An 18,922-nucleotide genomic window follows, 5' to 3' on the forward strand; every position below is an offset into this window, starting at 1 on the left:
AAGTCGTTTCTTTATTTGATCTGTAGTGTAGCCTTAATAAATTTTTTAAAAAAGTTCCCAGTGAACTTTTAAGATTAGAATTTTTAATCTATGCAATCCTTTGCTGTATAGATTATTACTCTAATTAGTCCAAATATTCATTTTTTTTTAATAATATTTAAGATTTTTTTTAATAATATCTAAGAGTTAAGAATGGCGGCAGAAGTAATCAGCTATTTGACTTGACACAGAGCTAAAAATTAGTGTAGAATGTTGGGGTAGTGTGGAAAAAACAAAAGAAAATGGCGCAGTACCTGAAAAGTTGGGAATCTCCCCGCTCTCAAGGGAGAAATACGAAAGGAAAAGGCGGTTCTGCCAGGGCGCGACAACTAAAAAAACAACGGCAAACCCTGAGAAATAAACTGAATCAACAAAGCAACGGGAAGGATCAATCGGATTCCTTCCCGATTTTTTTAAGGGGATTCTCCCTGAATATTGGGGCAGATTGTTGTGTTCACCTGAACGGATGAAGGATGATCTTGCCAGTGGCTGAGTAACTGTTGCAACTCGTCTTTTAAGATTTCCAAGGCTGTGATTTGGTGATTAATCTCCTCAACTTTAAGTGCCAAATGTTGTTTAACCTCCTCACAGGGAAGTTCCCCGCGATCGCTAACCTTTAAAATATCTCTAATTTCATTTAAACTCAAACCCAAAGCTTGAGCACGTCTAACAAAACCCAAACGATTAATCACCGACGGAGCAAACAGTCGATATCCAGAGTCTGACCGTTCAACCGTTGGCGCCAGCAAGCCAATTTCTTCATAATAGCGAACGGTTTTCACCGACAAGCCACTTTGTTGAGCGACATCACCGATTTTTAATCTTTCATCTGCAATCACAGCATCCATTTTCCGTAATCCCAACTATTAACGGACTTAATAGGAAGAACGATTCTTATCGGTTAATCTAGGAAGGGGAGAGCGGGCAGAACTTGGGGGGAGAGCATATTCTGGGGCGGTTTCGGCTTGTTGCAGTTTAGACTTTTGCCACATCCACCACCGCAAAACCAAGATGATCCCAACGGTGGAGAGGCCGAAACTTAATAAGGACACACTGGAACTGACCCCACCAATCACTGCATCTACGGTTCCCACCGTGACCACAAAACTAACAATAGGTTCTCGACGATACGCAGACTTGAGAACACGCGGCCATAAAGCATTCATCACAATTTCACTCTAAATTTTTACGGGTTAACTTGAGTACAATCTCTCGGATTGGGAGCCGATAGCATTATCCTATAATCTTCTTCACTTGAAAGTTTATCTAATCCCAATTTAACCTAATTTATAGGGATTGACTGGATTTGGGTGATTAGTCATCCGCTCGATGGAGGGGAAACTTAGGATTCTATTTAGCCTGGATTTGAGTGAATCACAAAAACAACTGGTGAACCCTTGAAATCCTAAATTTACCCTCACTCCTGAACGGAAGACTGATGACCAATAATCAATCGATTTGGTAAGATTAACTCAGCCCTAGCCAGGATAACAAACCCTGCCCGCTAAAATATTCAATCGCCAAGGTGATCAAAAAACCAATCATGGCGGCTCGACCATTTAACCGTTCAGCATATTGATTGAATCCAAATTTGGGTTCGTTGAGGTTGGGGGTTGTTGTGGGTTGGGGTTGGTTCATATTGAATTCCTTGGGTTTTTCATGCGTTGATTTTGATTTTACCCCCTGATCGTATAAAAAATGTCCTATCTACCTGACCCATCACCGACTCCGAATTCGGTTCAACGAGTTGCCTCTGCCCTGCGTACCACAGGCTGGATTTGCTTTTGGACACAACTGGTTTTATGGGTAATTTCGGTTATTATTCAGCTTTTCGCTATTTTAGTTTTTAGTCGCGGGACGGCGGGAACAACGGCCTCTACATCGGGAATTGGTGGGGGTTTGGTCTTTGCCTTAATCGGATTGGGGATTTTGGGGTTTAGTATTTTTCAGGCCTTTGGTTATACTCGTTTGGCCCGTAGGCTGAAAGCGCCGGGTATCACCCGTCCCAGTCGGGGAGAAACTTTCAAACGCATTCGTATAGGATTAACCAGTAATTTAAGTGGAATGGCGGTGACCTTACTGGCTTCAGAAGCCATTAATGGGATTCTCTTGGCAAAAGCCATCTCTCAACCTCGGGGTTTATTCTCCCCTTCTGGCAACTTGCAGGATTTTATCCAACCCCTGGATTTTTTCGTGGTTCTAGCCAATACCCATACGATTCTTGCTCATTTTGTTGGGATTGCTGGGGCGCTGTGGTTGATCAATCGAATTTACAAGAATTGAATCCCAGATAAATAAAGGTTTTAGATTTTTGTCAATCATTTTTAACAAAAAGTTGCAAACTTGAGAAATTTGTGTTAACTTTTATGTAGTTGGCTCAAGCAAACAGGAGAGTTTTTGATTATGGAAAGCAAAGATACCAAGTTTGGGTTCACAGACTTCGCTGAGACTTGGAATGGCCGTTTAGCGATGCTAGGGTTCGCTATTGGTTTAGCCACGGAATTCCTAACCGGTCAAGGGATTCTGTCTCAATTAGGTTTAATGTAATTGTTCGGATTCTTTTCAACGCATTGAAGGGTTCTAGGACTTAACCTCAGAACCCCATTTACTCCCTAAATAGCAATAATCCCTCAAATTCGTAGTGTTTGGGGGATTTTTGCGGTTCAAAATAGACAAAGGAAATTGAGATCAACCCAGGTTAACTTCTTCAGGTAGATAAACTTTATATAAACGCCACAACCCCAGTAAAATCAGAAGTTGAAGACTCCAATGGGCGAAGGCAAACCCCCAAACTAGGCAGATAAGTCCAATCACTCCCGCTAAAACGAAGGGAACATCATTAGAGGTTTGTGTATAGATCCAGATGGAACCCAGGGCAAAAGTCAGAAGCATAAGATAGACTGAGGGCATGATCTCCACCTCCTAGGTGAGTTGCATTAAGTCTGGCTGCAAGTGCAGGTGGACTACACTATTCAGGATAAAAGGGAAGTATGAAGATCTTGTGAAGAAAAGAAAAATAGTGATAGAAATTCGTTTTTTTTTACAAAACTTTATATTACTGAAAATCAATATCTTCTCCAACTTCGGCCGCAATGGGTAAACGCACAAAAAAGGTGCTTCCCTTGCCCAATTGACTTTCCGCCCAAATGTGACCCCCGTGTTGCTGCACAATGCTGCGACAAATAGCGAGTCCCAGTCCAGTTCCCCCTTTCTGGCGGGAGTCGGAGGCGTCCACCTGTTGAAAACGACCAAAAATGGTTTCCAGTTTATCGCTGGGAATTCCCCGTCCTTGGTCTTTGATGGTAATTAAAACTTCCAGGCGGGAACTGGATAGACTGGAATGGTGGAGGGTGGCATCAAACCAAATGCAACTATCAACATGAGAAAATCTGATCGCATTACTTAATAAATTAGTGAATACTTGAATAATTCGGTCTGGGGCGACCCAGAGATGAACTCCTAGGGGTTTCATTGATAACTTTACACCAGATTTTTCCGCCATGGCGATCATTTCATTATTCGCTTGAACCATTAAATCAGCTAAATTACAGTATTTTTTATCGAGGGTAATTTGCCCAGCCTGCATCCGTTCTAAATCGAGAATATCGTTAATTAAACGAACCAAACGAGTTGTATTAGCAACAGCAATGTCAAACATTCGTTTAACTCGTTCGGGTTGGGTATCTAATAATCCACTGGCTAATAATCCTAAAGCACCATGAATTGAGGTTAAAGGAGTCCTAAGTTCATGACTGACAACGGAGATAAATTCATCTTTCATTTTTTCCATGGCTTGCCTTTCAGTAATATCTTTAAAGATGACCACAGCCCCAATAATTTTTCCTTGGTTTTGAATGGGCGTGCTCACATATTCGACGGGGAAATAAGACCCATTTCGATGCCAAAAAACTTCGTGAACAACATGACGAACTAAACCATCTTCTAAGGTGGCAAAAATTTGGGAACTTTGTTGATTAGTTAGTGATTTATAACCGGAATAGAGGTTTTTTTGGGGAGTCTCAGAGGAAGAAAAAGTGATCATTTCTTGGGTAATTTTTTGCCAATCACTCATCAGTAATTCTCGGACAGTGTATCCGGTGATTCTGGCAGCAGCGGGATTAGCAAAGGTGATTTTGCCCTCTTGGTTTAAACCACAAATTCCTTCTCCGGCTGAATCTAAAATTAACTCATTTTGATGACGGAGTTGTTCTAGGGTTTTTTCGATTCTTTTTTGATAACTAATATCCCGAGAAATTGTAGAGATTCCCGTAATATTTCCCCGTTCATCTTTCATCGGAGAAATGGTTAAAGAAACATCAATATGTTGTCCATCTTTACGAATATGAACGGTTTCATAATGATCAATACTTCCCCCGGATTGGATACTGGCTAGAATTTGAGGAACTTCACTCGATCTTTCGGGTAAGGTTAATAAGCTAAAGGGACAGTCTTTAACTTCAGTTTCGGAGTAACCATAAATTTGTTTCGCCCCGTTATTCCAGCTAATAATTTGTCCTTCTAAGGTTTTGCCAATAATTCCATCTTCGGAGGATTCTACAATGGCAGCTAATTGTTTATAAGCATTTTCGGCTTGTTGATGTTCGGTAATATCTCGTCCTAAGATCACTAATCCTTTTCGTTCTCCATTCGGATGAAATAAAGGAACCTTAATCACATCAAAAATTTTAGGGTTGCCATTAACATCTGGGATAATTTCTTGCTGCTGGGAGGGTTGTTTGTTTTTCCAGGCTTCTTGGTCAGATTGTTGACTATTAAAATTGATTAAGGCATTTTGACCGAGGGTTCTACCCTGAAACTGTGCCACTAATTCTGCTAGTTCAATATCGGATTTTCCTTGATAGTCTAAGGTCTGGAGTTGAAACAGTTCTATGGTTGCTTGATTGGCTTCTAACCAACGTCCTGAAGCGTCTTTGAAACAGACTAAATCCGGCATGGCATTAATTAAGGTTTTCAACCGTTCTGAACTCTCTCGCAATTCTTCTTCTACCCGCTTTCGTTCTTGAATTTCTTGAATTAAGCGCTGATTGATTGCTTGTAGGGAAGCAATCAATTGAGTTTCAGTTTCGGAATTTTGATTAATCATTTTAATAAAGTTTTAATGGTTTTGTTGATTTTGATCGGGTTCAGGAAAAAAGTTAATCATTTTAATAAAGTTTCAATGGTTTTGTGAATTTTAATCGGGATTAGGGAAAAATCCACTCAACTTAGGTTGAGGATTCTCGTAAACTCTGGGTTCGTCGTAATCGATTTAAAATGCGATTAACAAGGATAGAAGCTTCTGTTGTTTTTGTTAAGTAGTCATCGGCACCGACCATAAAAACTTGATGTTGTAGATCTCGATTGGTATGGGCGGTCAGGAACATCACGGGTAAACTTTTCCAACGGGAGTCAGCCCGAACAATTTGACAGAGTTCAATACCATCTAAATAGGGCATTTCAATATCTAAAATCAGTAGGTCTGGGGTGGTGGTTTTGAGAATTTCCCAAAAATTTCGGGGGTCTTCGACAGTAAAGGTTTGAATTCCCCAAGGTTCCAGTAGGGTTTGAAAGGTGGCTAGAATCTGGGCATCATCATCAACAATTAAAACTTTAGCATTGAAGCTACAGTTTTGACGAAAGGTATCCATCATCAGTTTAATAATTTGTTCTGAGGTGATGGGTTTTTCTAGGAATCCTTGGCCGCCAAATTGGGCGACTTTTACCCGTTGGGTTAAGTTTTTTTGTTGCGTTAAAACAATCACAGGAATCGGGGGAGTTTGTTGGGTGAGTTGGGTTAATAACTCATAGGAGAAATAGAAGTCAAAATCTAAAAATACGAGGGGAGGATAGGATTTTTTATGGGATTGTAATTGGATGGCTGTAATTAATGATAAATCGTTGAGAATTTGGGTTTTTATTCCTAAATTATTAGCTGCTATTTGTACGGATTCAATTAATAATTGATCTTGACTAATAATCCAAACTTGATGGTCGGATTTAATCGGGGTGGGTTGGGAGTTTTCTCTGGTGGAAGCGGGAGAGTATTGCTCAACTTCCTGCTTGAGTTTAGAGACTAATTTTTGAAAGAGGGTGATTTCTGCTAGGTTTAAGGTTGAATTTTGACAGAGTTGTTCGATTTCTCTGGCGATAATTGAGCCTCCCCCTAAACCAAAAGTTCCTAAAGATCCGGCAAGTTTATGGGCTTCTTGTCGAGCTTTTTGAATATTTTGATCGGGTTTTTCCTGTTGGTGGGAGAGAGAAAATTCTTCTAATAGGGTAATGCGGTCAAAAATTTTGCCTTGATACCTATGCCAAATTTCAACAATGGCTTGATTCAGTTTATCTTGATTGGGTTCGGATTTTTTACTATTTTTTTTAGGTTCTATTTTAGGGTGAGATTGTTGTTTAAGACGATAACCTATGCCATACACTGTTTCAATCAAATCTGAGGGGGCACCCACATTTTTAAGTTTATTTCTTAATCCTTTAATATGCGCCCGTACAGTATTTTCCGCTGGGGGATCTTCAAATGTCCAAAGTTTTTCTAAGATGAGGTCTAAACTAAAAACCTGTTGATGATGTTTGAGAAATAATTCTAATAGCCCATATTCTTTAGGGGTTAAATTGAGGTGAGTTTGTTGATAGGTCACTTCACAGGTATTTGTATCCAAATGTAGATTTTCCCATTCTAAGAGAGTCGAGGGTATTTGCTGCTGTCGGCGCAAGATGGCTCGAATTCGAGCTAATAATTCCTGAATATCAAAGGGTTTAACCACATAATCATCCGCACCCGCATCAAAGCCTTTAACCTTATCTTCTCGATGATTGTAAGCGGTTAATAAGATAATTGGATTTATAATATTTTGCGATCGCAGTTTTTTACATAAACTAATCCCATCTAAATGGGGTAATCCCACATCTAAGATCATTAAATCATAGGTCAATTTTTGTGCTTTTTCCCACCCATCCCTGCCATCTGTTGCCCTGTCAACAGTGTACCCTTGGTGAACTAAAGCCACCACCAAAGTCTCAGCCAGATCCGGATCATCTTCTACCAATAAAAAACGCATGGAGGGAACAGAAATGAGAGAGAAAAAGGGAAAATTTATCGAGTCCAAAGTTCATGATGATTGCTCATTGAACCTTGGACAATGGGTTCGGTAAAAGCTCTCCTAAGCCACGGCTTCCACCAGATCAATTTCAGGAATTCTTTCGCGTAAACGGCGTTCGATTCCCATTTTTAAAGTCATCGTCGAACTCGGACAGGAACCACAGGCGCCTTGGAGTCGGAGTCGAACAATCGGGCCATCGAGTTCAACGATTTCTACATTTCCCCCGTCCGACATTAGATAAGGACGAAGTTCATCTAAAACTGTCTCTACGTTTTCTTCAGTTAGTGCTAATGTATCCATGATTTACCTTAAATTGATAGTACAGAATTTGATTTAACGGTGAGTTGTTGACCCTAACGTTATTTGCAGATCAATTAATTCTAGGTTATTGATCACCGATCAAAGTTAAACAGCAACGGGTTCAAGTAGTTTAACTTGGGAATAGTTGAACTCCGTTTTTGTGGTTTTGTCGGCTTCTTTAGAATGAACTACTTGGCGAGTCATAATGTAATAGTTGCCAAATTTTTCAAAGGTATCTTCAAACTCAAGTTCCTTGATGATTTCCTGAGTTTGAGGGTTACGAAATACCGCATCATAACGGGCGGCGGCGTAACCTTCTCCGGTGTCTAAACTTTCATGGGTATTAATCACAAATGCCATCCGACCCATGACGCGACTAACCCGAGAAATTTGATCGCCACGCACGGAATAATTTGATCCCATGGCATCACCTTCGACTAGGATTCCTAAAGCCCCAGTATCGTCAATTTCTCCTAAACTAAATTTATTTTTTCCATGGGCTTGTTCAAAAGAACTGCGTTTGCGATGGGTGACCACATCCCGCAGTTGGGTATAGACGCTTTGCTTGACTTCTTCGTCGGCAATTTGACTCACTTCTACCGTCAGGTCTGGGTTAATCTGAATCTGTCCGGTGTAGACTTCATCCCCCTGTTTCAGTTCAATATCAGCCCGATAACCGGGGAAGTGAGAGTCCCAGGTATAACGATGTTCATAAGCAGTCCGAAATAAATCTAAAGCGTTTTTTGATTCAGCCATAAAATAGTTAGGGATGAACAGCACCACAATCTCTATTATAGAATATTAAGGGTTTACTGGGTTCGGTATCAAAAAAAATAGACTAAACTTGAGGACTAGAGATTAAAACCCACCTATTTTTATTGGTAATAATTATGTCTAAACGTCCAATTTATCTGGATTGTAACGCCACAACCCCCGTTGATCCCTTGGTTTTAGAAGCAATGTTACCCTATTTTAACGAATATTTTGGCAATGCCGCCAGTATTAATCATATTTATGGGTGGGAAGCTGAAGCGGCCGTTAAACAGGCTAGGGAAATTATTGCTAATGGGATTAACTGTGCTCCTGAAGAAATTATTTTCACCAGTGGAGCCACGGAATCTAATAATTTAGCCTTAAAAGGAGTAGCTGAAGCCTATTTTAATAAAGGCAGACATATTATTACCGTCATGACCGAACATAATGCTGTTCTTGATCCCTGTCATTATTTGGAAACTTTGGGGTTTGAAGTTACTTATCTTGGGGTGAAATCCGATGGAATTATTGATTTAGCTGACCTGAAAATAGGCCTGCGTCCCGATACTATTTTAGTCTCAATTATGGCGGCTAATAATGAAATTGGGGTACTGCAACCCCTGGCTGAAATTGGAGAACTTTGTCATCATCATGGAGTTTTATTTCATACCGATGCCGCCCAAGCTATCGGTAAAATTCCTTTAGATGTTCAGCAATTAAATATTGATTTAATGTCTTTAACCGCCCATAAAATTTATGGCCCCAAAGGGATCGGAGCATTATATGTACGGCGGAGAAATCCTAGAGTGAAATTAGCGGCTCAACTCCATGGTGGGGGGCATGAACGGGGAATGCGTTCAGGAACTTTATGTACCCCCCAAATTGTCGGATTTGCTAAAGCAATTGAGATTGCCCTATCCCAAAGACTAACAGAAACTCAACAATTAATTCAACTCAGAGAAACCCTCTGGAATAAATTATCAGCCCTAGAAGGAATTTATTTGAATGGTCATCCAACCCAACGGTTAGCTGGAAATTTAAATATTAGTATTGACGGCGTTGATGGTCAGGCTTTATTATTGGGATTACAAACGATGATGGCGATATCATCTGGTTCTGCTTGTACCTCAACTAAAATTGAACCCTCCCACGTTTTAAAAGCATTAGGTCATTCGGATCATTTAGCCTATGCTTCGATTCGTTTTGGTTTGGGTCGGTTCACCACAGAATCAGAAATTAATCAAGTGGCAGAGCATACGATCAACACCATTCAAGCCTTGAGAAAAGTCCGATCTCGCTCAACAACTATTTCAATTTTGCCTAATTAGAATTCTGTTTTTCCAGCCAACTTAAAACATCTTCCTCCGAGTCTAAATCATAGGTTAGTCCACTTTTGGGATCGTAAATATGCCATTGGGTGGAACCTCCCAAATTATAACTTTTCCAAATATAAGGTTCTGATTTTGTGGAAAAATGAGAGAATTTAATGGGTTGATTTAAAATCAGCCAAAGGGTTCGGAATAAATGAAATCTTTTTGTCGAATTAGGATCAGAAGAATCTAGTTTAAAACAGCCCTCGATATGGTCAAATGTTTGTTGTTCCGATAAATTTTTGGCGCAAAAAATTACCCAAGATTGCCATATTTTACTTTGATAAAATCTTGATATTCCCTGTTCATCTAAAGGTAATGAAACTGTCTCAGGAATTAATTCTAATTTGCGATAAATTTCCCATTGAGTTTTCATAAGAAACACTCCTTTTTAAGAAGGTTTAGGTGCTAAAAATAGCCTTGACATTTTGAATTGGACTATCAAGCCTGTTGCCATCGGGTTAAAACGGAACAAAGAAACATTTATTTCCCAGTTTCCTCCCATCCTGAACAGTCGGTTGATTGACAGGAACAGCCCTAATAAATATTTTCACTACTGTATTTATTGTTACAGAAATTTCTGAACTTATCAAGGGAGTGTTAAGATTTCTTGAATAATTCTGGGCCACTGACTGTTACGGGGAAGGTAGCCTACTTCCTAAAACACTTGCATCGTCACTAGATTGTCACTTTTTAGGTTTACTCTCAAGTTTAGATGACATTCAACGGTTCAATACTGAGCAAGGAAGCTCCATCCGATGAACTATTCCTTGAAATTTCACTTCCTATTTCGCCAAATGGCTATTCTAGGCACTGTTACTCTTTTAAAAAGATTAACATCTTATATCGCTAAAATATAAGGAAATATAGTTTAATTTTAGTTAAGTTCAGTTAATTTAGATAGGACTCAAGCGAAATTGAGTTCAGAAATTAATTACTAATACTCCAGATCATAAAGTATGTTATAATGCAGAGTGTGGCTTTCTAATATAACTACTTACGGTTTGGGTGCTGAGAATTTAAAAAATCCCTATTCACAGTCTATAAAAAATAAATTATTGATGTGAATAAAGCTGGCGTAAAAACAATCGGTGTACGGCAGTCTGTGTGAAACAATAAATCTCAAAAATGAGATTGGTATTAAACTATGAACTCATGTATACATCATCTAATTCCTTCAAACCCCTTTTAGAATCTCTATTCACAGGAAATCGCTGGAGTGCTTTTTGGGGTGAGCTTTTCAGTAACAGTGGTTATTTTTTGATCTTAAAAAGTCTCTCTACTATTATTTCTAAAAGTTGGATTGAATATTTTACTAACCCCACAGAATATTTATTAATTGTAGCCATGTTAGTCCAAGCATGGGTGATTTCTCGTCCCAATTCTAATCGGTTTTGGGGAAATTTGGTTGGTGTTGGTTTGTACATAGCAATGGATTTACCCATTGATGGAGTAAATTTTTTTAAAGAACCTATTCATCTAGTATTCTTGATATTTTCTTTGATCATTGCTACTCTCCAGGGATTAAGATTTCATGGGAAATTAAAGGCTGATTGGTTATTTTTCCCTCTGGAAAGTATAACCAGAACTTTAATGATTATTGCTTTTTATATTGTTGTTGAAATTTCCCAAGAGTCTAATCGATTATACGGGAAAACTTTTTTACATTTTCTTCAAAGTAAAACTCACTCATTTTTAACGTTAAGTCTGATTTTAATTGGGTTACTGTTAGGTTTGCAAGCGTTTCAACTCTCGCAACAGCGAAATCAACTCCAAAAGACGGCAAGACTCTTAGGAAATATGGCAGAATGGGGGATGGGCAGTTATATGGTAGCAACGGCTTTAAATAATCCTGAAGCCTTGGCGTTTCAAAAATGCGATCGCACTATTTTATTTATGGATATTCGCGGTTTTACTCAATGGTGTGAACAAACACAGCCCGATATTGCTGCCCAAGTTTTAAACCATTATTATCAAACCGTAGAACCAGAATCTTCACGATATCACCCTTTAAAAGTTACCCTAACAGGGGATGAAATTATGGCAATTTATGCTACCCCACAACAGGGGATTCAAGCGGCTCAAGCCATGCAAGCAGCAGCTAAAAATGTTCTTAATCCCTATGGCTTAGGAGCAGGTTGTAGTATTCACTGTGGGGAAGTAATAGAAGGATTATTTGGCGGAAAAAAAGTTAGAACTTACACCGTTATTGGAGATGTGGTAAATACGGGTAAACGTTTAGAAGGAATTACTCCGGCTGGAGAAATCACCCTTTCTGATCCTATGTATCAAGCCTTAAATTGTAAACTAAATGTTCAACCTTGTGATCCAATTTTTGTGAAAGGAAAAGTCGAACCTTTAATTGCTTGGCGCCTAAACAGTTATCAGTAAACAGTTATCAGTCAACAGTGTAAAAGTTAATTTATTGACTAATAACTAATAACTAATAACTGACCACTAATAACTAATAACTGATGACTGATTTAAGGTTTTCTCCACTGTCTAACAAATTCATCTAAGGTAGCCGCAGGAATTTGACTTTGTAGCCATTCTAATGCCTTTACTTGGCCGGGTAAACCTTTATAGTATTTACAGACGTCCTCTAATTTAATACTCGGTGGTGATAAAGTTTGTTGATTCCATTTTTGAGCCAATTCACTTAAAAGGGTGGGTGAAATTTTCTCTTGTAACCACCGCAAGGCTTGATCTTGATTAGCTAAACCTCGATAATATTTACAAACATTAATGAACTTTACAGAAACAGTTGGAACCTTTGTTTGGTTTCTCCAGAGTTTAGAAAATTCTAATAATATAGTCTGGGGAATTTGTGGCTCAAACCAGGTTAGCACCTGATCCTGATTGGGAGTTCCTTTATAAACTTTACAAATATCAATGAGTTCAATACTGGGAATGGGGGCAGGTGCGGGCGTGGGTTCGGGTGTGGGTTCGGGTGTGGGTTCGGGTGTAGGTACAGGTGTGAGTACAGGTGTGGGTGTGGGCTCAGGTGTAGGTTCAACACTTCCTACAGGCAGAACAAAAGAATCAGAGGGCCCCATCAACGCCGTCCATGTTTTTAACCCGGCGACTCCATCCGCTTGTAACTGTTTTTTTTGCTGAAATTTGATTAAAGCGGTTTCCGTACCATTGCCAAAACTCCCATCAATAGTTCCGGGATCATGACCTTGATTTTTTAGCAGGGTTTGAATCTTTTCAACTTTTGTCCCCTTATCCCCTCTGCGAATACTTTCAAATAAATTAACATCCACACCCCCACTAATTCCCTCAACTTGGCCTTGGTCGGTAAATTGCCAAAAGACCCAGGTTTTCCAGCCGCCAGGAATAATCGGTTGTTCGGCCGTGGTATAATGGGCAATCCACAGAGGATAATCGGAAAAACGAGTGGTATTGAGTTTTTGCCAAAACCCAGGATAAGTATAAATAATCGGACGAAAACCCGTTTCTTTTTCAATCACATCAATCCATTGGGCGGCTCGATCACAGAGGGTTTTGGCATCTACAGTTCCCATGGTTTCAATATCCAAGACCGGAGGCAGATCTCCAGCTTGGAGTTTAACAGTTTTCAGAAAATGATAGGCTTGTTTAATGGGATCACTATCAGGCTTAAAAAAATGATAAGCACCCCGAATTAAACCGTTGGCTTTTGTTTGTTCCCAATAGCTGGGGAAAACTTTACAAACAAAGCTTTCTCCTTCTGTTGATTTAATGATGGCAAAGGAAATCCCAGAACGGGCAACGGCTTGCCAATCTACTGTAGGCTGGTAATCTGAAACGTCAATACCCCGAATACTCATTAGTTTAGAAGTTGAGGAACAAAGAGCGATCGTGTCGTCAATACTAGAGTTAAAAAGCAACTTGCACTATTCTACCACAACTATTCACCGAGGATTGATCACGATGAAAAAACCCTTGACAAAAAGGACAATTCCACAGAAAATCGGGAAATTTTTATTAATGTTAATGGTTTTAGGTTTACCGCAGTCGAGTTTAGCCCAGTCAGATCCGAATTCCCAGACTTTTAAAACCTTTCAAGATTGGTGTTTGAATCGTCAGCAATTGTCACCCGATGTGAAAAGAACCCTTGATGTTTTATTGCAACAAGTGGGAACTTCCAATTGCGATCGCGCCAATCAAATGTTAGCGGAACAAAAAGTGTTAGATTTAAGTACCTTTCTCCTCTCTGATTTAAGTCCCCTACAAGGATTAACCCATATTACTGTCTTGAAGGTCAGAAATAATCATATTTCCGACCTGACTCCCTTACAAAGTATGACTAATTTAGAAGAATTGGATTTAAGTTATAATAAAATTACGGATATTAGTCCCTTACAATCCTTAACCAAATTAATCCGAATTAATCTTAGCTATAATCAAATTTCTGATGTTTCCCCACTTCAGAGTTTAAAGGTTGTAAGTGAAATCAATCTCAATAATAATCAAGTGGTTGACATTACACCCTTAAAATCTTTGAATAAACTGCGTTTTTTGTTTATTCAAAATAACCCCCTAACATCGACTGAATGTCCGATTAATCCTAAATACATTTGTCGTTTTGATAGGTGATGCCAATTTATCTTTGGGGAAATTCATCCGGGTCTAATTCATCCAATCCTGAAGCAATTCGTTTTAACTGAAGAATTAATCCCAGGGTGACTTGCTTCATTAATGTATAGGATATGGTAATGACGACAAAGGTAACAGTCACCACAAACAAAGGTTTTTTATCAGTTAAATCATCTAAAGTTTGCAAGAAAATAACATCGGGTTGAGTCACTAAATCCCAACTATTAAACCGCCTAAATCTTCCTAAATAAACCCCAATCGCACATAAAAGATGAGTCATGATTTCCGAAGCAAAAATATATTGTTTCACCCCTTGCCTTCTCAAATAATGCCCTTGATTAATTAAGGATAAAACATAGGCTTGTAAACCCGCCATAATTGCAAATACATGGAGTGGAATAAAAATTAAGGTAATTAGCCAAACCGAATACCCCGCCTGAATAATCCGAATTAAATGAATAATATCCGTGAGCAGATAGGGAGCATTGGGTAAGAAAGCAATAAAAATAATATAGATAATCCACCAACCCCAATTTCGAGTTATAACTTTTCGGCGAAATAACCAAAAACTCAAAACCCAAGGAATAAATGCGAGGAACAGATTCCAAATAATCCAACCACTGTGTCGGTCAAAAATCTCCAGTGTATTTGCTAACATTTCTCGCATAGGTTTTCGGGTTTCTGATGAAATTATTGTTATTTAGTATAACAACTCGATTCTCAAGAATTCCGTAAAACCTATTATTTGGGGTTATATTCCCCCTATTCTTGACACATTTAGGACTACAATAGAACTCAAAACAAACAGTTATACCCGAGAAAAATTGCTATGAATCTATTTAAAACCGTTGCTTTACTCGGATTATTAAGTGCCCTTTTAGTCATGATTAGCTACTGGGTGATTGGCGGAACTGGCGGTCTATTGGTGGGTATCGTCTTAGCGGCGGTCACTAATCTAGGAAGCTGGTATTTTTCCGATCAAATTGCCCTCAAAGCCTATAATGCCCAACCCGTTACCCCAGAACAGGCTCCGGGATTATATGCCATGGTACAACGATTATGCGATCGCGCCAATTTACCCCTACCTGGGATTTATATTGTCCCGACTCAAGCGGCCAATGCCTTCGCCACGGGTAGAAATCCCCAAAATGCTGCTGTCGCTGTCACCGAAGGAATTATGAATCTGTTACCCGAAGATGAATTAGAAGGCGTCATTGCCCATGAATTAAGCCATGTTCAAAATCGAGATACCCTCACCCAAGCCGTAGCTGCAACTATCGCGGGAGCTATTTCTGGACTGGCTCAATTTGCCAGTTATTCGATGTGGTTTGGAGGTTCACGCAATCGGAATGGGGGCGGAAATCCCATAGGATTATTATTAACAATAATTCTAGCTCCTATGGCTGCCACTGTGATTCAATTAGCGATTTCCCGAACCCGGGAATTTTCCGCCGATGCCCGGGCGGCTAAATTAACCGGAAATCCGAAAGCATTAGCCAGAGCCTTACAACGGTTAGATGCTACGGCCAGACAAATTCCCATTGAAGGAAATCCCGCCTTTGAAGCCCTATTAATTATGAATAGTTTCTCAGGACAAACCATGGCTAGTTTATTTTCGACTCATCCGCCAACGGAAGCTAGAATTCAAGCCTTACTTAAGTTGGATCAACAAATGTCTTGATTCAGATTTATACAGAAGTCGCTCGATAGTATTCAACTTAAAAGTTTGAACATTTCGAGATTCATTTCTTTTGTTTTCCTCCCGCTATCGAGCCTTTACCGTTCATTACTCCAGAAGCGATACCCCATGTAAGTAACCCCGCAGACAGACTGAGAAAGATAATTAATATGAATGTAGACAAGGCGCTAAAACTCAATGGCTTATTAATACCTATTACTCCTGGTTCTTGCTTTATCCAATAAGGGGCGCTAGTTGCTACAACTCCCGCCGCACCTATGCCAAAGCCTACTGCTTGGATGGTTTTTTGGAGGTTGCGATCGCATTCTGCTTGCTCAATCTCTACCCGTCCTCGGATAGCATCTAAGGCTTTTTCTAGTAAATCCGATCCCTTGCCAAAATAGTCCAAATCTGCTTGAATTTGCTCTTCAAAAATATGAGCTTTTTCGTCTGCAAAAAATTCCAAAAAACTTAAATCTTCCAGGACTTACGCAAGCACACTATATATGGTGTGCGGTAAGCCAGCGAACGCTGCCAATTATTCAAGTATTTGCGCCAGCAATATAAAATTTAGACACAAAAATCATACTGATTGACAGATATTTAACAGTCAATATTTATGCTAAACTGATTAAGTTAACTTGGGGTGAAAAATATGTCGTTTAGCCAATTAGATTACTGCCAGTATCTATTAAGCAGTCCAAACAATTATACTTTAAATAACTTAGCCAACCACTTAGAAAACGTTAGCCATGATACCATAAACCGTTACTTAACCAAAGAAAATTTTACCTCGGAATCTTTGTGGCAAAATGTCAAAAAAGATATCCAAATAAGTGAAAATAGTGCGATCATTTTTGATGATACAGTGCTGGATAAAAGGTTTGGGGAAAAGATTGAATTAGTCCGTCGTCAATATAGCGGAACAGAACATCGTGTACTGTCAGGTATTGGGCTGGTTAACTGTGTTTATGTTAATCCAGAACTAGGTTTATTTTGGGTAATTGATTATCGCATATATCAGCCAGAGTATGATGATAAAACCAAACTAGATCATGTAGCTGATATGTTGAATAATCTGGTGACAGAAAAACAACTCCCCTTCGCAAAAGTCCTGATGGATAGTTGGTATGGGTCACAAAAACTAATGGCAATGATTGACGAATTAGGAAAAATTTATTATTGCCCATTGAAAAAGAATCGTTTAGTAGATGACACAGGAGGAAAAGAAAAATACCAATCAATTGAAAAGTTAAACTGGTCTAATACTGAAGAAAAATCAGGGAAGTTAATCAAAATCAAAAATTTCCCTAAATCTCATAAAGTCAAGCTATTTCGGGTTATTGTTTCTACCAACAGAACGGAATATGTAGCAACTAATGACTTAACTCAAGCATCCACATTGGATACGAAAAAAACCTGTGCTATTCGCTGGAAAATAGAGGAATTTCATCGAGAAATTAAGCAGTTAACAGGGATTGAATCTTGCCAGTGTCGTAAAGCTAGTATTCAAAGAAATCATATTGCTTGTGCCATTTTAGTTTGGAATCAATTGAAAAGATTAGCTCATCTGACTCAGAAAACAGTCTATTAGTTAAAAGCTGAATCTTTGTCAAGTTATTTAATCAAAGAATTGAATTTTCCTTCGATAAAAATGGAACTTGTTTGATTGTTTTGGGTTTATTTTTAAATAAATAATCAGGACTTTTTGGGACGATTGCTATTATCATTGGTATGCGATCGCCTACTTTTGACACTCTATATATAGCGTGCTTGCGTAAGTCCTGTTAGTTTGAATATCTGCCCAACGTTCGGGATATTCTTTCTGAGTGCGGACTATCATAGCAGCTTCCAAACATTGAATCGCTTTTTCAAAATTTTCTGCTGTTTTCCCCCTAATTCTATGTTGGTAAACAACTGCCAAATTAACTATCGTATTTGCCCAATCTTTTGGAAAAACTTCTAGGGTGTAAACCTTAAGAGCTATCTCATAACCTGTGAGAGCAATTTCTAGGTTAATTGCTCGATCTCCTTTCGGAAAGTTCTGAATCAATAAACTAAAATCAAAGATAACTCCTGCAAGACCTTGATGTTTTTCTTCTTCTTCGATTTTTAAATATTGGTTTGCATAAAGTTTCAATGTATATAGAAAATCTATATTTAATTTATCCTTGTTTCCTTCTAAGAAAGAATACACTTCTTCTTGATTGCCATTGCTTTTTCCAGTTAACAATAATACTTCTAATACAAAATCAATACAACAGGTAAAAGTGCCCTGAGTAGCCATTTGATTCGCTATCTCCTTTAAAAACTTTGATGCACTCTCATGTCCCTGAGCAGCAAGATCTTCTACTACTTGCCTCATCGTATGTAGCAATCCAACATCAATCAGTTCTTGATGGGCGTTCAAAATTTCATTTACCTGGGTGGGATAAACCAACAGCATACGAATCAGATTTCGGTAAGCTTGATCTTGACTATCAACCATTGGGAATCACCTTCAAATTTATAATGCTTGATTATATCCTCACTACAGATAACTTTGCCTGAATTTTCAAATCATTTAATCTGACTCACAAAAGAGGCTGTGAGTTATCTCCTTGATGCTTCGGCGGTTGAAACCGCAGCTACACAAACGAAGTCTTAGCAGAGGGGGACTAAGAGATGAAGAGAATATTAAGAACCTGGTAAAACGTGACTATTCAAGTGATGCCATAAATCAAGGTTTAAGGCAGAACTTTACCATAAATAAAAATTGCTTTAGTCTTCAGGTCTAAACACGCGCTCAAAAGCCTGTTTTCGATAACGTCGATAAACATCAAAATCACTATCCAAAGTAGCAATAGCCGGAATATTCAGCCGTTCAGAAATAACAATTAGAGACAAATCAGCAAAATCTCCCGGTAAATCTGCATACCGTTCATTTAGTTCAGTAATCCGCGAAAAATCTTCAGGAAGCTAAGATTTTAGGAAAATACCAACAAAGCTTCGGCGGTTAAAACCGCAGCTACATAAACGAAGTCCGCCTACGCGGACTAAGAGATAACAAAATATTGCTCCTTGTCAACCTTTTACTTAGTTGCTATACT

20 protein-coding genes and 1 pseudogene are annotated in these 18,922 nt (G+C 38.9%); 7 read left to right on the plus strand and 14 right to left on the minus strand.

All coding sequences use genetic code 11. From position 1 onward, the window contains the following. Positions 1–452: 452 nt before the first annotated feature. From AC2D3N_RS23555 to AC2D3N_RS23565, 3 genes are all read right to left on the minus strand, one after another. A complete protein-coding gene (locus tag AC2D3N_RS23555) occupies positions 453–887 on the minus strand; it encodes a heavy metal-responsive transcriptional regulator (RefSeq protein ID WP_079680196.1) in 435 nt (144 codons plus the stop codon). 27 nt (positions 888–914) lie between these two features. Next, positions 915–1,205 (minus strand): hypothetical protein, encoded by a 291-nt coding sequence (locus AC2D3N_RS23560; RefSeq protein ID WP_079680195.1) that lies wholly within the window; start codon positions 1,203–1,205, stop codon positions 915–917. Between the two features lie 301 nt (positions 1,206–1,506). Beyond that, positions 1,507–1,677 carry a hypothetical protein gene (locus tag AC2D3N_RS23565; RefSeq protein WP_186440269.1) on the minus strand — a complete coding sequence of 57 codons (171 nt, stop codon included), beginning with the start codon at positions 1,675–1,677 and terminating at the stop codon, positions 1,507–1,509. Between the two features lie 60 nt (positions 1,678–1,737). On the opposite strand from AC2D3N_RS23565, the gene AC2D3N_RS23570 reads away from it, so the two are divergent. Then, the gene (locus AC2D3N_RS23570) at positions 1,738–2,322 is read left to right on the plus strand and encodes a DUF3611 family protein (protein WP_484692329.1); all 585 of its coding nucleotides are present in this window, start codon (positions 1,738–1,740) and stop codon (positions 2,320–2,322) included. A 120-nt stretch (positions 2,323–2,442) separates the two neighbouring features. Continuing rightward, entirely contained in the window at positions 2,443–2,586 is a 144-nt protein-coding gene (locus tag AC2D3N_RS23575) for a chlorophyll a/b-binding protein (protein ID WP_079680193.1), read from the plus strand. A 141-nt stretch (positions 2,587–2,727) separates the two neighbouring features. Here AC2D3N_RS23575 and AC2D3N_RS23580 read toward each other — a convergent pair whose 3' ends face one another. The 5 genes from AC2D3N_RS23580 to AC2D3N_RS23600 form a co-directional block, all read right to left on the minus strand. After that, the gene (locus tag AC2D3N_RS23580; protein ID WP_079680192.1) at positions 2,728–2,949 is read right to left on the minus strand and encodes a hypothetical protein; all 222 of its coding nucleotides are present in this window, start codon (positions 2,947–2,949) and stop codon (positions 2,728–2,730) included. A 145-nt stretch (positions 2,950–3,094) separates the two neighbouring features. Beyond that, positions 3,095–5,143 (minus strand): PAS domain S-box protein, encoded by a 2,049-nt coding sequence (locus tag AC2D3N_RS23585; RefSeq protein WP_079680191.1) that lies wholly within the window; start codon positions 5,141–5,143, stop codon positions 3,095–3,097. A 121-nt stretch (positions 5,144–5,264) separates the two neighbouring features. After that, complete coding sequence (locus AC2D3N_RS23590; protein WP_484692330.1) at positions 5,265–7,109, minus strand: response regulator; 1,845 nt, start codon at positions 7,107–7,109, stop codon at positions 5,265–5,267. Positions 7,110–7,211: 102 nt separating this feature from the next. Continuing rightward, a complete protein-coding gene (locus AC2D3N_RS23595; RefSeq protein ID WP_079680189.1) occupies positions 7,212–7,451 on the minus strand; it encodes a NifU family protein in 240 nt (79 codons plus the stop codon). 105 nt (positions 7,452–7,556) lie between these two features. After that, positions 7,557–8,207, minus strand: coding sequence for a DUF3386 domain-containing protein (locus tag AC2D3N_RS23600; RefSeq protein WP_484692331.1), 651 nt, complete (start codon positions 8,205–8,207; stop codon positions 7,557–7,559). A 134-nt stretch (positions 8,208–8,341) separates the two neighbouring features. Between AC2D3N_RS23600 and AC2D3N_RS23605 the strand changes: the two genes are divergently transcribed. Beyond that, complete coding sequence (locus AC2D3N_RS23605; protein WP_484692332.1) at positions 8,342–9,532, plus strand: IscS subfamily cysteine desulfurase; 1,191 nt, start codon at positions 8,342–8,344, stop codon at positions 9,530–9,532. Here the strand turns inward: AC2D3N_RS23605 and AC2D3N_RS23610 are convergent. Next, positions 9,525–9,950, minus strand: a complete 426-nt coding sequence (locus AC2D3N_RS23610) for a hypothetical protein (protein ID WP_484692333.1) — start codon at positions 9,948–9,950, stop codon at positions 9,525–9,527. The two genes, AC2D3N_RS23605 and AC2D3N_RS23610, sit on opposite strands and share 8 nt — an antisense overlap. 779 nt (positions 9,951–10,729) lie before the next feature. On the opposite strand from AC2D3N_RS23610, the gene AC2D3N_RS23615 reads away from it, so the two are divergent. After that, positions 10,730–11,965, plus strand: a complete 1,236-nt coding sequence (locus AC2D3N_RS23615) for an adenylate/guanylate cyclase domain-containing protein (RefSeq protein ID WP_079680185.1) — start codon at positions 10,730–10,732, stop codon at positions 11,963–11,965. A 92-nt stretch (positions 11,966–12,057) separates the two neighbouring features. Here the strand turns inward: AC2D3N_RS23615 and AC2D3N_RS23620 are convergent, their stop codons facing one another. Then, a complete protein-coding gene (locus AC2D3N_RS23620) occupies positions 12,058–13,386 on the minus strand; it encodes a GH25 family lysozyme (RefSeq protein ID WP_079680184.1) in 1,329 nt (442 codons plus the stop codon). A gap of 103 nt (positions 13,387–13,489) precedes the next feature. Here AC2D3N_RS23620 and AC2D3N_RS23625 point away from each other — a divergent pair, with 103 nt between their 5' ends. Continuing rightward, a complete protein-coding gene (locus AC2D3N_RS23625; RefSeq protein WP_484692334.1) occupies positions 13,490–14,155 on the plus strand; it encodes a leucine-rich repeat domain-containing protein in 666 nt (221 codons plus the stop codon). Positions 14,156–14,162: 7 nt separating this feature from the next. Here AC2D3N_RS23625 and AC2D3N_RS23630 read toward each other — a convergent pair whose 3' ends face one another. Next, complete coding sequence (locus AC2D3N_RS23630) at positions 14,163–14,822, minus strand: DUF1361 domain-containing protein (RefSeq protein ID WP_484692335.1); 660 nt, start codon at positions 14,820–14,822, stop codon at positions 14,163–14,165. A gap of 162 nt (positions 14,823–14,984) precedes the next feature. Between AC2D3N_RS23630 and AC2D3N_RS23635 the strand changes: the two genes are divergently transcribed. After that, positions 14,985–15,836, plus strand: a complete 852-nt coding sequence (locus AC2D3N_RS23635; protein ID WP_484692336.1) for a M48 family metalloprotease — start codon at positions 14,985–14,987, stop codon at positions 15,834–15,836. A 61-nt stretch (positions 15,837–15,897) separates the two neighbouring features. Here AC2D3N_RS23635 and AC2D3N_RS23640 read toward each other — a convergent pair whose 3' ends face one another. Further along, positions 15,898–16,299 (minus strand): hypothetical protein, encoded by a 402-nt coding sequence (locus tag AC2D3N_RS23640; protein ID WP_484692337.1) that lies wholly within the window; start codon positions 16,297–16,299, stop codon positions 15,898–15,900. A 189-nt stretch (positions 16,300–16,488) separates the two neighbouring features. On the opposite strand from AC2D3N_RS23640, the pseudogene AC2D3N_RS23645 reads away from it, so the two are divergent. Further along, positions 16,489–17,502 (plus strand): annotated as a pseudogene (locus AC2D3N_RS23645) (IS701 family transposase). Between the two features lie 75 nt (positions 17,503–17,577). Here AC2D3N_RS23645 and AC2D3N_RS23650 read toward each other — a convergent pair. Both AC2D3N_RS23650 and AC2D3N_RS23655 read right to left on the minus strand, forming a co-directional pair. Beyond that, positions 17,578–18,321, minus strand: coding sequence for a hypothetical protein (locus AC2D3N_RS23650; protein WP_484692338.1), 744 nt, complete (start codon positions 18,319–18,321; stop codon positions 17,578–17,580). 272 nt (positions 18,322–18,593) lie between these two features. Then, positions 18,594–18,719, minus strand: a complete 126-nt coding sequence (locus tag AC2D3N_RS23655) for a hypothetical protein (protein ID WP_484692339.1) — start codon at positions 18,717–18,719, stop codon at positions 18,594–18,596. Positions 18,720–18,922: the final 203 nt, after the last annotated feature.

The sequence above is a fragment of the Planktothrix sp. PLAVEN19ND genome (assembly GCF_057220675.1).

Bases quoted from the DNA above. Each gene is read 5' to 3' on its own strand.
- AC2D3N_RS23570 (WP_484692329.1), top strand. From the start codon at position 1,738: ATGTCCTATCTACCTGACCCATCACCGACTCCGAATTCGGTTCAACGA.
- AC2D3N_RS23595 (WP_079680189.1), bottom strand. From the start codon at position 7,451: ATGGATACATTAGCACTAACTGAAGAAAACGTAGAGACAGTTTTAGAT.
- AC2D3N_RS23575 (WP_079680193.1), top strand. From the start codon at position 2,443: ATGGAAAGCAAAGATACCAAGTTTGGGTTCACAGACTTCGCTGAGACT.
- AC2D3N_RS23650 (WP_484692338.1), bottom strand. From the start codon at position 18,321: ATGGTTGATAGTCAAGATCAAGCTTACCGAAATCTGATTCGTATGCTG.
- AC2D3N_RS23555 (WP_079680196.1), bottom strand. From the start codon at position 887: ATGGATGCTGTGATTGCAGATGAAAGATTAAAAATCGGTGATGTCGCT.
- AC2D3N_RS23620 (WP_079680184.1), bottom strand. From the start codon at position 13,386: ATGAGTATTCGGGGTATTGACGTTTCAGATTACCAGCCTACAGTAGAT.
- AC2D3N_RS23580 (WP_079680192.1), bottom strand. From the start codon at position 2,949: ATGCCCTCAGTCTATCTTATGCTTCTGACTTTTGCCCTGGGTTCCATC.
- AC2D3N_RS23625 (WP_484692334.1), top strand. From the start codon at position 13,490: ATGAAAAAACCCTTGACAAAAAGGACAATTCCACAGAAAATCGGGAAA.
- AC2D3N_RS23565 (WP_186440269.1), bottom strand. From the start codon at position 1,677: ATGAACCAACCCCAACCCACAACAACCCCCAACCTCAACGAACCCAAA.
- AC2D3N_RS23630 (WP_484692335.1), bottom strand. From the start codon at position 14,822: ATGCGAGAAATGTTAGCAAATACACTGGAGATTTTTGACCGACACAGT.
- AC2D3N_RS23585 (WP_079680191.1), bottom strand. From the start codon at position 5,143: ATGATTAATCAAAATTCCGAAACTGAAACTCAATTGATTGCTTCCCTA.
- AC2D3N_RS23590 (WP_484692330.1), bottom strand. From the start codon at position 7,109: ATGCGTTTTTTATTGGTAGAAGATGATCCGGATCTGGCTGAGACTTTG.
- AC2D3N_RS23635 (WP_484692336.1), top strand. From the start codon at position 14,985: ATGAATCTATTTAAAACCGTTGCTTTACTCGGATTATTAAGTGCCCTT.
- AC2D3N_RS23560 (WP_079680195.1), bottom strand. From the start codon at position 1,205: ATGAATGCTTTATGGCCGCGTGTTCTCAAGTCTGCGTATCGTCGAGAA.
- AC2D3N_RS23600 (WP_484692331.1), bottom strand. From the start codon at position 8,207: ATGGCTGAATCAAAAAACGCTTTAGATTTATTTCGGACTGCTTATGAA.
- AC2D3N_RS23610 (WP_484692333.1), bottom strand. From the start codon at position 9,950: ATGAAAACTCAATGGGAAATTTATCGCAAATTAGAATTAATTCCTGAG.
- AC2D3N_RS23605 (WP_484692332.1), top strand. From the start codon at position 8,342: ATGTCTAAACGTCCAATTTATCTGGATTGTAACGCCACAACCCCCGTT.
- AC2D3N_RS23615 (WP_079680185.1), top strand. From the start codon at position 10,730: ATGTATACATCATCTAATTCCTTCAAACCCCTTTTAGAATCTCTATTC.